The sequence below is a fragment of the Pseudomonas sp. AC242 genome, assembly GCF_979258655.1.
Genome location: NZ_OZ409873.1, coordinates 4,594,049 through 4,606,771 on the forward strand (window position 1 = coordinate 4,594,049; position 12,723 = coordinate 4,606,771).

The 12,723-nt window shown below is 59.2% G+C and carries 15 protein-coding genes; 8 read left to right on the forward strand and 7 right to left on the reverse strand.

The window, feature by feature from the left end:
- The first annotated feature begins 59 nt into the window (after positions 1-59).
- Positions 60-1,223 carry a 1-acyl-sn-glycerol-3-phosphate acyltransferase gene (locus ACZZ0A_RS20505; RefSeq protein WP_414893581.1) on the forward strand — a complete coding sequence of 388 codons (1,164 nt, stop codon included), beginning with the start codon at positions 60-62 and terminating at the stop codon, positions 1,221-1,223.
- A gap of 60 nt (positions 1,224-1,283) precedes the next feature.
- Here ACZZ0A_RS20505 and ACZZ0A_RS20510 read toward each other — a convergent pair whose 3' ends face one another.
- Positions 1,284-1,562, reverse strand: coding sequence for a hypothetical protein (locus ACZZ0A_RS20510; RefSeq protein ID WP_007912825.1), 279 nt, complete (start codon positions 1,560-1,562; stop codon positions 1,284-1,286).
- A gap of 193 nt (positions 1,563-1,755) precedes the next feature.
- On the opposite strand from ACZZ0A_RS20510, the gene ACZZ0A_RS20515 reads away from it, so the two are divergent.
- Positions 1,756-1,962, forward strand: coding sequence for a hypothetical protein (locus ACZZ0A_RS20515; protein WP_008083982.1), 207 nt, complete (start codon positions 1,756-1,758; stop codon positions 1,960-1,962).
- Between the two features lie 245 nt (positions 1,963-2,207).
- Here ACZZ0A_RS20515 and ACZZ0A_RS20520 read toward each other — a convergent pair whose 3' ends face one another.
- Entirely contained in the window at positions 2,208-2,792 is a 585-nt protein-coding gene (locus ACZZ0A_RS20520) for a YajG family lipoprotein (protein ID WP_007912832.1), read from the reverse strand.
- Between the two features lie 204 nt (positions 2,793-2,996).
- On the opposite strand from ACZZ0A_RS20520, the gene ACZZ0A_RS20525 reads away from it, so the two are divergent.
- Together ACZZ0A_RS20525 and mqo are read left to right on the forward strand one after the other, a co-directional pair.
- Positions 2,997-3,230 carry a hypothetical protein gene (locus tag ACZZ0A_RS20525; protein ID WP_007912834.1) on the forward strand — a complete coding sequence of 78 codons (234 nt, stop codon included), beginning with the start codon at positions 2,997-2,999 and terminating at the stop codon, positions 3,228-3,230.
- A gap of 708 nt (positions 3,231-3,938) precedes the next feature.
- A complete protein-coding gene (gene mqo / locus ACZZ0A_RS20530) occupies positions 3,939-5,447 on the forward strand; it encodes a malate dehydrogenase (quinone) (protein WP_095114387.1) in 1,509 nt (502 codons plus the stop codon).
- Between the two features lie 137 nt (positions 5,448-5,584).
- On the opposite strand, the gene ACZZ0A_RS20535 is transcribed toward mqo, so the two are convergent.
- The 3 genes from ACZZ0A_RS20535 to ACZZ0A_RS20545 form a co-directional block, all read right to left on the reverse strand.
- On the reverse strand, positions 5,585-5,872 hold the full coding sequence (locus ACZZ0A_RS20535; protein ID WP_463543666.1) for a PA4642 family protein: 288 nt from the start codon (positions 5,870-5,872) through the stop codon (positions 5,585-5,587).
- A gap of 63 nt (positions 5,873-5,935) precedes the next feature.
- Complete coding sequence (locus ACZZ0A_RS20540; RefSeq protein ID WP_007912838.1) at positions 5,936-6,415, reverse strand: hypothetical protein; 480 nt, start codon at positions 6,413-6,415, stop codon at positions 5,936-5,938.
- 161 nt (positions 6,416-6,576) lie between these two features.
- Positions 6,577-7,134: a hypoxanthine-guanine phosphoribosyltransferase gene (locus ACZZ0A_RS20545; protein ID WP_007912840.1), complete on the reverse strand. Its 558-nt coding sequence runs from the start codon at positions 7,132-7,134 to the stop codon at positions 6,577-6,579.
- 175 nt (positions 7,135-7,309) lie between these two features.
- Here ACZZ0A_RS20545 and upp point away from each other — a divergent pair, with 175 nt between their 5' ends.
- Positions 7,310-7,948, forward strand: a complete 639-nt coding sequence (gene upp, locus ACZZ0A_RS20550) for a uracil phosphoribosyltransferase (RefSeq protein ID WP_007912842.1) — start codon at positions 7,310-7,312, stop codon at positions 7,946-7,948.
- 2 nt (positions 7,949-7,950) lie between these two features.
- Positions 7,951-9,225 (forward strand): uracil-xanthine permease family protein, encoded by a 1,275-nt coding sequence (locus ACZZ0A_RS20555; RefSeq protein WP_077574503.1) that lies wholly within the window; start codon positions 7,951-7,953, stop codon positions 9,223-9,225.
- A gap of 74 nt (positions 9,226-9,299) precedes the next feature.
- Here ACZZ0A_RS20555 and hemH read toward each other — a convergent pair whose 3' ends face one another.
- Together hemH and ACZZ0A_RS20565 are read right to left on the reverse strand one after the other, a co-directional pair.
- On the reverse strand, positions 9,300-10,325 hold the full coding sequence (gene hemH / locus ACZZ0A_RS20560) for a ferrochelatase (RefSeq protein ID WP_123376573.1): 1,026 nt from the start codon (positions 10,323-10,325) through the stop codon (positions 9,300-9,302).
- A gap of 13 nt (positions 10,326-10,338) precedes the next feature.
- Positions 10,339-11,241, reverse strand: a complete 903-nt coding sequence (locus ACZZ0A_RS20565; RefSeq protein ID WP_007912845.1) for a TIGR01777 family oxidoreductase — start codon at positions 11,239-11,241, stop codon at positions 10,339-10,341.
- 197 nt (positions 11,242-11,438) lie between these two features.
- On the opposite strand from ACZZ0A_RS20565, the gene ACZZ0A_RS20570 reads away from it, so the two are divergent.
- Together ACZZ0A_RS20570 and ACZZ0A_RS20575 are read left to right on the forward strand one after the other, a co-directional pair.
- A complete protein-coding gene (locus ACZZ0A_RS20570) occupies positions 11,439-12,425 on the forward strand; it encodes an NAD(P)/FAD-dependent oxidoreductase (RefSeq protein WP_007912846.1) in 987 nt (328 codons plus the stop codon).
- Positions 12,422-12,640, forward strand: a complete 219-nt coding sequence (locus ACZZ0A_RS20575; RefSeq protein ID WP_095114384.1) for a TIGR02450 family Trp-rich protein — start codon at positions 12,422-12,424, stop codon at positions 12,638-12,640. Before ACZZ0A_RS20570 ends, ACZZ0A_RS20575 begins: the two co-directional genes overlap by 4 nt.
- The last annotated feature ends 83 nt before the right edge of the window (positions 12,641-12,723 follow it).

The following is a 12,723-nucleotide window of genomic DNA, read 5'->3' on the forward strand; positions in this document are numbered from 1 at the left end:
CCCGCGGGTTTTCGATCAAAACCTTTACTTACCCTAGCCGTTTCCAACAAGAGAGCATGATGGGCGAATTCGATGCCATCCGACCTTACGACGACAGCGAAGTACCTGTGGTACTGGCAAGACTGCTCGGCGACAAGGCGTTTCTAGATATCCTCACCCACTTCCGCTTCCCGCGTTTTGCCGGTGCCTTCGGCTGGATGCTCAAACCACTTATAGCCCATCGGCTGCGTCGTGAGTTCGCCGACGTGACCTCGGTGGCGACGTTGCAGGACAAGGTCGAGTCCTACGTCGACCACACCATCGAGCGCGCCACCGACGGCGTGACCTACACCGGTGTCGAGCAATTCAAGTCCGGCAGCGCCTATCTGTTCATCGCCAACCACCGCGACATCGTGATGGACCCGGCCTTCGTCAACTATGCCGTGTACCACGCAGGCCTGCCGACCCCGCGCATCGCGATCGGCGACAATCTGCTGCAGAAGCCGTTTGTCAGCGACCTGATGCGCTTGAACAAGAGCTTCATCGTTCACCGTTCGATCACCGGCCGTCGCGAGAAAATGGCTGCGTATCAACTGTTGTCGGCGTACATCAACCACTCGATCCGCAACGATTGCGCGTCGATCTGGATCGCTCAGGCCGAAGGTCGGGCGAAGGACGGCGACGATCGCACCGAGTCGGCGATCCTCAAGATGTTCCACATGAGCCGCAAGGACGAGCCGTTCGGCGAAGTCATTCGCTCGCTGAACGTCACCCCGGTGTCGATCAGCTACGAATACGACCCGTGCGACCAGGCCAAGGCCCGCGAGCTATTCATCCGCGCCACCACCGGCACCTACGCGAAAGCGCCGGGCGAGGATGACGTAAGCATCGCCAAGGGCATCACCGGCTACAAGGGCCGGGTGCACGTGAACTTTGCGGCGCCGATCACCGAGCTGTTTGAAGACACCAAGCAATTGGCGGTCGAAATGGACAAGCAGATTCTCGGCGGCTACCGGTTATTCCCGGTGCATTACCTGGCGTACTCGCAGTGGGCCGATGCCGATCCGCAGTTGAATGTGCCGAAGGCTGCCGAGGTTTTCCCGGCGGATGAGCTGGCCAAGGCGCAGGAAGAATGGCAGAGCCGGCTGGACGCTTGCCCTGAGGAGCATCGTCCGTATCTGGTCCTGCAATATGCGACGCCGGTGCGTAATCAATACCGGGTCAAGGCTGGGTTGCCGCTGTAAGCGGTTTCCACCTGACGCAAAAACGGCGCCTTCGGGCGCCGTTTTTTATGCCTGAAGCTTTTAGAAGCGCGTGCTGATCCAGGAAACGATCAGGGCCAGAGCGAGGCAAGCAAAACCGAAGCGATAGAAAAACCGGTTCATGCGCAAGGTCGCCCAGTCCAGGATCGGCTCGGCATTCGGCTGCGCCTGACGCTGGGCGGCAATGCTGGCCATCGCGCGCTGTTCACGGCGGCGAGTGGCGTGCAGCAGCCAACTGCCCGGAAACGCCAACAACAGCGCCAGCAGGTTGATCAACTTGGCGGGATGGGCGGTAAACAGTGTCATCAAGTGCAGCGACATCACAGACCTCTATCTGAACCGGTATGGCAGACGCCCGATCGACGACTGCGGCGCGGATTCTAACCAAACCTGCCGGTTCACCCCCAGTCTTTGCGACAAATAACCTGACAATCGACCGATGGCTGTCCTGTGTCACGGCATCGTCATGTGGATAGGCCACCCTGCGCGCCTCGAAACACACATGGAACGCGACATGCTTCACGCTGAAAACCAGGATCGTCTGTACCTCATCACGCCTTACGACGAACAACAAAGCCTCGTCGGCAGCCTTGCCTTCAATGTTCAGGATCGCCATTGGCTGGTGTATTGCGCGCTCGGCGGGCATCAGCATGCAGATTTGCCCGAGACGGATTTGCTGACGGGCGTCAGCGTGCTCGACTTCTATTCTCAGGCGGCCTGAAAATAGCAAAAGCACCCTCACCCTAGCCCTCTCCCAGAAGGAGAGGGGACTGACCGAGGTGTTTATTCGAGATACATCGACCTGAAAAACTCGAGTTGAACTCCGGTTCTGAAAAGCCCCCGATCGGCTCCCTTTCCCCCTCGCCCCCCTGGGGGAGAGGGCTGGGGTGAGGGGGAGGATTTCAGGCCCCACAAAAAAGCCCGGAACCATCACTGGCCCCGGGCTTTTTCACATCCGCCGAAAACTTACTCAGCCAAAACCTGACCCACAGTCGGATCCTTGAACAGACGCGTCAGCGCATCGCTCAAGACATCGCTGACCAGTTTGGTGTTGGTTTCCTGGTTCGGCGCCATGCCGAAACGCTGGTCCAGCGACGCACCGTAACGGCCGCTGTAGCGACGGTTGGCGTTCTGCACGTCGGAGCGGAAGGTCGCGCCGATGGTCGCTTCGGTCACGTACATGCCTTCTTTAGGCGACTGATACTTCAGTTCGGCCAACGTCACGGTCAACTGCGGCGCGTTTGGCGCGTTGTTGGTCGGGGTGAAGCCGAGCAGACGCACGGCGGCTTCAGCCTGAGCCTGCAACTTCGGCAGGATCTGCTCGCGCTGCACGGTGATAGCGCTGGTTTCCGGGTACAGGCCGCCACGGGTGCCCAACGTTGGCGACGGGCGACCGTCGACCACACGCACGACAACAGGCTGGCCACGGCCGACCGCAGGCAGCTGGGTGGTCAGCTTCGGCTCCGGGCTCAGTTGTTGCGGGCTGTGGGCGCAGCCGGCCAGGGTCAAACCGGCCACAGTGATCAAACCGAACAACAGGCGTTGCAACATGCTCTTCTCTCCAGAATCAGGCACAAACAGGCCGGCAGTATAGCGGTGGGCCACTGCGGGTAACCAGCGCCCGGCAGCGAATACTGAAATGTCTGACAAACCCGTGGGAAAGCGGTTCCTGTCACAGATTATTCACCCGCCATACACGTTGACGTCACGGCGCTTTGGCAACCTTGCAATCAGTCCCCCACAAGGTACTCAATCATGCGTTATCTGATCTCGTTGTTCGCCCCACGTCCGCTGCATCGCAGCTTCGCCCTGCTCGACCGCAACGGCCATTGCCAGGCATTCAAGCAGTGCAGCCTGCAGCCGATGGGTGACGGTTGGGTGGAAATCGAAGAAATCCGCCTCAACTGGTTGCACCAGCCACTGCCCGCCAGCGCCCGCGTCATAGCGTCGCAGCCCCGCGCACGGGTGCAAGCGATGTTGAGCATCTGACCGGATGCCTAATAAAAGTCATTAAACACGAGCAACTGCCCGCATTTCTTCGATACAATCTCCCCCCGATTATAAGGACGTCTCCTGATCGGGCCCCGCAACAGCGTCAATGCGCATGCATCGACACCCAAAATCGCCCACAGAGAGCCGCCCACACAGATCGAGTGAAGTTGGCGCGCTTGCCTGTTCTTCCGGCAAAAACCCCGCTTTTCGCGAATCTGCAGAGCTGTCATGACGCTCGGCCACCGCGTTGTTTTGCCTTTGCGGGCAAGGTGCCAGGCCTGGACAGCCCTTTTTTGAGGTTCACGTCTTCAAAAGAGCGTGAAAAAAACGGGTTTTCACAACTTCACAAGAGTGTGGCGAGCAAATGAAAAGTTTTGCGTCTGAACATGCACCATTAGCGTCTGAAACAGCCCAACGACACAGGACCGGGTATACCTCGAATATCGGAGCCTGAAGCCTGTCCGCTACGGATTTGGTTGCACAAAAACGGATGTCTCGACCATAAGTCGAATTGCCAGCCGCGCGCTGAAATGAGTTCATGGAGCTCTTGAAGCCAAGCCGCATACATCCGTTGAAGTTGCGAAAAATTGCGAAGATTCGGACATGGCGACCTGACCATGGATAGCCTGGACACCACTGATCTGTCCCGGAACGCCTGGCAGCCATGCCGACAATTTGGTGCTGCAGATTTTGGAGACGCGTTAAATGGCGCATAACGAAGCAGTCGACGTAGTACTGGTTGGGGCCGGCATCATGAGTGCCACTCTTGCCGTGCTGCTCAAAGAGCTCGACCCCGCGATCAAGCTGGAAGTCGTCGAGCTGATGGATTCCGGTGCCGCAGAGAGTTCCAACCCTTGGAACAACGCCGGTACCGGCCACGCCGGTCTGTGCGAGCTGAACTACACGCCGCAGGCCGCCGATGGCACCGTCGACATCAAGAAAGCCGTGCACATCAACACCCAGTTCGAGGTGTCGAAGCAGTTCTGGTCGTACCTGACCAAGAAAGGCACCTTCGGCTCGTGCAAATCCTTCATCAGCCCGGTACCGCACCTGAGTTTCGTCCAGGGCGACTCCGGCGTGTCGTTCCTGAAAGAACGTTTTGACGTGCTGCACAAGCACCACGCCTTCGCCGACATGGAATACACCGAAGACAAGGCCAAAATGGCCGAATGGATGCCGTTGATGATGCCGGGGCGCTCGCCGGACGAAGTCCTCGCCGCCACTCGCGTGATGAACGGCACCGACGTCAACTTCGGCGCCCTGACCAATCAGTTGCTCAAGCACCTGACCAGCGCACCCGACACCCAAGTCAAATACTGCAAGCGCGTCACCGGCCTCAAGCGTAACGGCGCTGGCTGGACCGTGAGCATCAAGGACGTCAACAACGGCAACACCCGTGAAGTCGACGCCAAGTTCGTCTTCCTCGGCGCCGGCGGTGCCGCCCTGCCATTGCTGCAGGCTTCGGGCATCGAAGAAAGCAAAGGCTTCGGCGGCTTCCCGATCAGTGGCCAATGGCTGCGCTGCGACAATCCGGAAGTGGTCAAACAGCACCAGGCCAAGGTTTACAGCCAGGCCGCCGTGGGTTCGCCACCGATGTCGGTGCCGCACCTGGACACCCGCGTGGTCGACGGCAAGAAATCCCTGCTGTTCGGGCCATACGCCGGTTTCACCACCAAGTTCCTCAAGCACGGTTCCTTCATGGACCTGCCGCTGTCGGTGCGCGCCGGCAACATCGGGCCGATGCTGGCCGTGGCGAAAAACAACATGGACCTGACCAAATACCTGGTCAGCGAAGTGATGCAGTCGATGGAACAGCGTCTGGATTCCCTGCGCCGTTTCTACCCTGAGGCGAAAGCCGAAGACTGGCGCCTGGAAGTGGCCGGCCAACGGGTGCAGATCATCAAGAAAGACCCGAAAAAAGGCGGCATCCTGCAGTTCGGTACCGAACTGGTTGCGGCCAAGGACGGTTCCCTCGCCGCCCTGCTCGGTGCTTCGCCAGGTGCGTCGGTGACCGTTTCGATCATGCTGGAACTGATCGAGAAGTGCTTCCCGGCCAAGGCCAAGGGTGAGTGGGCTGGCAAACTGGCCGAGATCTTCCCGGCCCGTGAAAAGGTTCTGGAAACCGATGCTGCGCTGTATCGCAAGATCAATACGCAGAACAACATCGCGCTGGAGCTGGTTGAAGAAAGCAGCGAGACCCCAAGCTACGCTTGATCAAGCCGCATAAAAAACGCCCCAATCGGGGCGTTTTTTTATGTCTGTCAGAAGCAAAAGATCGCAGCCTGCGGCAGCTCCTACATGGGATGTGTATTTATCCTGTAGGAGCTGCCGAAGGCTGCGATCTTTTGATCTTAAGCGCGAGCTTTATCGATCAGCTCGATGTAGTCCGGGGCGTTGCGCTGATCGGCGATCACGTCAACGAAGGTCTGGCCCTGCTCGTCTTTGCCATCAACGTCATAACCGGCAGCGACGAAGAAGCCCAGAAAGCGTTCGAAATCATCGATACGCAGGCCACGGTAAGCTTTGATCAGTTTGTGCAGTGACGGCGAAGTGGCGTCGACCGGTTCAAAATCGAGGAACAGCTTGATCTGCTCATCGCCGATCTCGTCACCAATCACTTGTTTCTTATCTTTACGCATTGCCGACTCCAGCTCGCAGACATTACACGGGGCGGGCAGTTTACCCCTGCCCGGCCGCCGGGCTCAACGCGATCGCACCGCCCCGGTGTGCAAATCGGCCCAGATATGGCCGTTGGCGTAACTGAGGAACTGCACATACACGGTGTCATTGCGCAGCAGATCGATGATCACGCGGTATTGGGCCTGTGGATAAAACAACGTCAGGGTTTTGCTCTTGTCGTCGTAGACCGGTTTTTTCAGGCTTTTACTTTCGCCGTCGAAATTGACCAGCACTTGGGTGATGGTCGCTCCCTTGTTCAAGGACTTGCCCTTGAGGCGGATCATCAACGGCGAGGTAACCGGAATCGGCTGCTGATTGGACTGACGTTGCGCGCCGACGACCACCGAGTAATCGGTGACCTGCAGAAGTTGCTGCTGCTCGGGCTCGGCATCGCGCACGGTCAGATCGTCCGGCGGCAGGAATTGGCTGTGCATCGGCGCGGCGGACAGCGGCAGGCTGACGGCCAGCAAGAAGGCGGCGAGGCTGCGGATCAAGAGGCGCATGACAGGCTCCGGAGGGCGGGGCCGAGCACTCTAGCATGGGTATCACGCAAACAAATGTAGGAGTGAGCCTGCTCGCGATTGCGGTCTGTCAGCAACGTTGATGTTGGCTGATACGACGCTATCGCGAGCAGGCTCACTCCTACAGGGGATGGTGCAGGGTCTTACATGCCTTTAACGGCAAAAATCCCGTTGGCGTTGCGCCAGTAGCCTTTGTAGTCCATGCCGTAACCGAAGATGTAACGGTCGATGCACGGCAGGCCGACGAAATCGGCTTTCAGGTCAGGACGCGCCTTGCGGTCATGGTCCTTGTCGATCAGTACGGCGGTGTGCACTTTGCGCGCGCCGGCGTGTTTGCAGAAGTCGATGATCGCACCGAGGGTGTGACCTTCGTCGAGGATGTCGTCGATGATCAGTACGTCGCGGTCGATGAACGAGACTTCCGGCTTGGCTTTCCAGAACAGGTCGCCGCCGCTGGTTTCGTTGCGATAACGGGTCGCGTGCAGGTAGGAGGCTTCCAGCGGGAAGTGCAGATGCGTCAGCAGTTTGCCGGAGAAAATCAGCCCGCCGTTCATCACGCAGAACACCACCGGGTTGCTGTCAGCCAGTTGTTCGTTGATTTGTGCACCGACACGGGCGATGGCCGCCTCGACTTCAGACTCGGTGTACAGGCAGTCAGCCTCTCGCATGATTTGACGGATATGCTCGAGATCAGCGGACATGGCGCTCTCCAGGGGGGGAATGTGGGGGGGTATGGCTGCGAAAAGCGGGCAAAGGTACGCATCTCGCGAGGCCGAATCAAGCCTTTATGGACTAACGTACAGAATGTCCTATAGGACATCACCCTCGGATAGATTAATCTAGGCCGGTTTTTTTGCCCGCCGCCGGAGTTTTTCCATGCCCATCCTCGAGATCCGCCATCCGCTGATCCGTCATAAACTCGGCCTGATGCGCCGCGCCGATATCAGCACCAAGAACTTCCGTGAGCTCGCTCAGGAAGTCGGCGCCCTGTTGACCTATGAAGCTACAAAAGATTTGCCGCTGGAGTCCTACGATATTGCAGGCTGGTGCGGCACCGTGTCGGTCGAGAAAATCGCCGGCAAGAAGATCACTGTCGTGCCGATCCTGCGCGCCGGCATCGGCATGCTCGAAGGCGTGCTGAGCCTGATCCCGGGTGCCAAGGTTTCCGCTGTGGGTGTCGCCCGCAACGAAGAAACCCTGCAAGCGCACACCTATCTGGAAAAACTGGTTCCGGAAATCGACGAACGGTTGGCGATGATCATCGACCCGATGCTCGCCACTGGCAGCTCGATGGTCGCGACCATCGACCTGTTGAAAAAGGCTGGTTGCAAAGACATCCGCGCGATGGTGCTGGTTGCCGCGCCGGAAGGTATCGCAGCAGTCGAAAAAGCTCACCCGGACGTGACCATCTACACCGCGTCCATTGATGAGCGCTTGAACGAGCACGGTTACATCATTCCTGGACTTGGCGACGCCGGTGACAAGATCTTCGGCACCAAGCAGAAGGACGCGTGACCATGCAGCAAGAGTTCAACGATCCGCTCTGGCGCACGGTGCTGTCCGGCGCCCAGATGCTGTTCGTGGCTTTCGGCGCTTTGGTGCTGATGCCGCTGATCACGGGCCTGGACCCGAACGTGGCACTGTTTACCGCAGGTCTTGGGACGATCCTGTTCCAGATCGTCACCGGGCGTCAGGTGCCGGTGTTTCTGGCGTCGAGCTTCGCTTTCATCACCCCGATCATTCTCGCCAAGGGCCAGTTCGGCCTCGCCGCGACCATGGGCGGAGTGATGGCAGCCGGTTTCGTCTACACCTTCCTCGGCCTTGCCGTGAAGATCAAAGGCACGGGCTTTATCGACCGTCTGCTGCCACCGGTGGTGATTGGTCCGGTGATCATTTCCATCGGCCTGGCCATGGCACCGATTGCCGCAAACATGGCAATGGGCAAGGCTGGCGACGGTTCCGAACTGATCCACTACCAGACCGCTATGCTGATCTCGATGCCGGCATTGCTGACCACGTTGATCGTGGCGGTGTTCGGCAAAGGCATCTTCCGTCTGGTGCCGATCATTTCCGGCGTGCTGGTCGGTTTTGCCATGGCGTTCTATTTCGGTGTCGTTGATACCGCGAAGATTGCCGCAGCGCCCTGGTTTGCGATTCCGCACTTCACCGCGCCGGAGTTTAACTGGCAGGCGATTCTGTTCATTGTTCCGGTGGCATTGGCCCCGGCCATTGAGCACATCGGTGGCGTGATTGCCGTCGGTAGCGTGACCGGTCGCGATTACCTGAAGAAGCCCGGCCTGCATCGCACCCTGCTCGGTGACGGCATTGCCACCACCGCAGCCGGCCTGTTCGGCGGCCCACCAAACACCACCTACGCCGAAGTAACGGGCGCGGTGATGCTGACCAAGAACTACAACCCGAAAATCATGACCTGGGCGGCGATCTTCGCCATCAGCCTGGCGTTCATCGGCAAGTTCGGCGCGCTGCTGCAAAGCATTCCGGTGCCGGTGATGGGCGGGATTCTGTGCCTGTTGTTCGGTTCGATTGCGGCCGTGGGGATGAACACCCTGATCCGTCACAAGATCGATCTGGGCGAAGCGCGCAATCTGGTCATTGTGTCGGTGACGCTGGTGTTCGGCATTGGCGGTGTGCTGGTTGGCACCGGCACTGGCCCGGATGATTTCGGCCTCAAAGGCATCGCGCTGTGCGCGGTGGTGGCGATTGCGCTGAACCTGATTCTGCCGGGCAATGATGGCTGGAAGAACAAGAAGGCGGATGAGCCGCTGATCTAACCCCTTAGATCTGATCGTTCCCACGCTCTGCGTGGGAACGATCATGTGGGAGTGAGCCTGCTCGCGATTCGCTTTCAGAGCGCCAGCGGTGCTCTTTCGCAGAGAGTCGCCAAGGCTTTCGCCCAATGCGTGTCATCATTCAGGCACGGCACCAGCACCAACTCTTCGCCCCCCGCTTCGCGGAACTGTTCCTTGCCGCGATCACCAATCTCTTCCAGCGTCTCGATGCAATCGGCGACAAACGCCGGGCACATCACCAGTATTTTCTTCACGCCGCTTTTCGCCAGTTCATCCAGCCGCGCTTCGGTGTACGGTTCGATCCACTTCGCCCGGCCCAGACGGGACTGAAACGACACCGACCACTTGCCATCCGGCAGGCCCATGCGCTCGGCGAACAACGCCGCTGTCCGCAGGCATTGCGCGCGATAACAGGTCGCCAATACTGCAGGCGAAGCGTTCTTGCAGCAGTCGTCATTCTTGAAACAATGATTGCCGGTCGGATCGAGTTTGGTCAGGTGCCGCTCAGGCAGACCGTGGAAGCTCAGCAGCAAGTGATCGTAATCCTGCTGCAAATGTGGCCGGGCGCTTTCAACCAGCGCATCGAGGTATTCCGGCTGATCGTAGAACGGCTGCAGCACCGACAATTGCACGTCGAGCTTCTTCTGGCGAATCACCCGTTTGGCTTCTTCGATCACCGTGGTCGTAGTGCTGTCAGCGAACTGCGGATACAGCGGCGCCAGCGTGATGCGCTTGTGCCCCGCCGCCACCAGCTTGAGCAAACAGGTTTCAATCGACGGCTCGCCGTAACGCATCGCCAGTTCCACCGGGCCGTGATTCCACTGTGCGGTCATCTGCTGTTGCAGACGACGGCTGAGCACCACCAGCGGTGAGCCCTCCTCCCACCAGATCGAGGCGTAAGCGTGGGCCGATTGTTCCGGGCGCTTGACCAGGATCAGCGACACCAGCAAACGCCGCACCGGCCACGGCAGGTCGATCACGTACGGGTCCATCAGGAATTGGTTGAGGTAGCTGCGTACATCGGCCACTGAGGTTGAGGCCGGGGAACCCAGGTTGACCAGAAGCAAAGCGTGATCGGTCATGCAACGTCCTATTTCAGAGGCGGCTGGAGAGATCGTCCAGGGCCGCGCGTAAATCCGTGAACTGGAAAGTGAAACCCGCTTCCAGCAAGCGTGCCGGCAGGGCCTTCTGGCCGCCGAGCAACAACAAAGACATTTCGCCGAGGCCGACTTTCAGTGCCAGCGTCGGCATCGGCATGAACGCCGGGCGGTGCAGAACGCTGCCCAGCGTCTTGGCAAATTCGCGATTGCGCACAGGTTGCGGCGCGCACGCATTATAAGGACCACTGGCCTGATCACGATGCAGAAGAAAATCAATCAGGGCGATTTGATCGTTGATATGAATCCACGGCATCCACTGCCGACCATTGCCCAAAGGCCCACCCAGCCCGAGCTTGAAGGGCAACAGCAAGCGCGACAAAAAGCCGCCCTCGGCCGACAGCACCAGACCCGTTCGCACCAGCACCACGCGGATTCCCTGCGCTTCGGCACGTTGCGCGGTTTCTTCCCAGGCGATGCACAACTGGCTGGCGAAATCATCGATCACCGGCGGCGAATCTTCCGTCAGTTCGCGCTCACCGCCGTCGCCGTACCAGCCGATCGCCGACCCGGAGATCAGCAACGCCGGTTTTTGTGATCGCGTTTCCAGCCAGGCCAACAGGGTTTCGGTCAGGGTGATGCGGCTGCTCCACAGCAACGCTTTGCGTCGATGGGTCCACGGCCGATCGGCAATCGGCGCACCGGCCAGATTGATGATCGCGTCGACCGACTCTTCGCCGAGGTCTTCCAGGCGCGCAATACCACGTACCTGCGCACCACAGATTTTCGCGACTTTCTCCGGCTTGCGGCTCCACACCGTCAAGCGATGGCCCTGCCCCAACCAGTGTCGGCAGAGCGCACGTCCAATCAAACCAGTACCGCCGGTCAGCAATATGTGCATGACATCTTCCTCGCGTGGCGTTTAACCCGGATCACTAGTCTATTTTTATAAGCAGGGATCTTTTCTATCGGGCAGGCTCTATTGTTTAACCATAGGCCAAGCTGTCAGAACGAGAACGCTAGAAGTTATACCAAAAAACAAAATTGTACAGGTTTCATCCACGGCGTAGTCTGTACAGAAAGGTAAACGAGGCCCCTATGACTGTACCTATCGCAATCATCGGCACCGGCATCGCCGGGCTCTCCGCCGCCCAGGCTCTGACAGAGAGCGGGCACACCGTTCAATTATTCGACAAAAGTCGCGGCAGCGGCGGGCGTATGTCGAGCAAGCGCAGTGACGCTGGCTCGCTGGACATGGGCGCGCAATATTTCACTGCCCGCGACCGCCGCTTCGTCACCGAAGTGCAGCGTTGGCAAAGCCAGGGTTGGGTCGCCGAGTGGACGCCACAGCTCTACACCTATCAGGGCGGGCAACTGAACCTGTCGCCGGACGAGCAGACCCGATGGGTCGGTGCGCCGCGTATGAGCGCCATTACTCGTGGCTTGCTTGACGGTCTGGAAGTGCACTTTGCCTGCCGGATTACCGAGGTCTATCGCGGTGAAGAACATTGGCACTTGCAGGACGCCGAAGGTTTCACGCACGGGCCGTTCAGTCATGTCGTGATCGCCACGCCAGCACCGCAAGCGACTGCCCTGCTGGCCGCCGCACCGAAACTTGCCGGGGCCGCCGCCGGGGTGAAAATGGACCCGACCTGGGCCGTCGCCCTCGCTTTCGAAACACCACTGGATACGCCGATCGAAGGTTGCTTTGTGCAGGACAGCCCGCTCGACTGGTTGGCGCGAAACCGCAGTAAACCGGGGCGCGACAACACCCTCGACACGTGGGTGCTGCATGCCACCAGCGCGTGGAGCCGGCAACACATCGACTTGTCCAAGGAAGCGGTGATCGAGCAACTGCACGGTGCCTTTGCCGAATTGCTGCACAGCGCCATGCCCGCGCCGACCTTCAGCCTCGCCCACCGCTGGCTCTATGCGCGACCCGCGACGGGCCACGAATGGGGCACGCTGGCCGATGCCGATCTGGGCCTCTACGCTTGCGGCGACTGGTGCCTGTCCGGGCGCGTCGAAGGCGCTTGGCTCAGTGGCCAGGAAGCTGCACGACGCTTGCACGAACACCTGCAATGAACCGCATCAATCCGCAAAAATTGCTGCTGTCGAAATGGACAGCAGCTCAACCGCTGAATCGTGAAAAACATTTTCTGGTGACCGAACTGTTCCGAGATGAGGAAGGTACGGTGCTGGAAGTCGAATTGCAGGCGGTGTTGACCAAGCGTGCCGAACGACTCGATTGGCAAGCGCTACAAAACAGCACTCACTGGAAAATCGGTTGGCTCATGTAGGAGCTGCCGAAGGCTGCGATCTTTTGATTTTGCTTTACAACCACAACATCAAAAGATCGCAGCCTTCGGCAGCTCCTACAGAA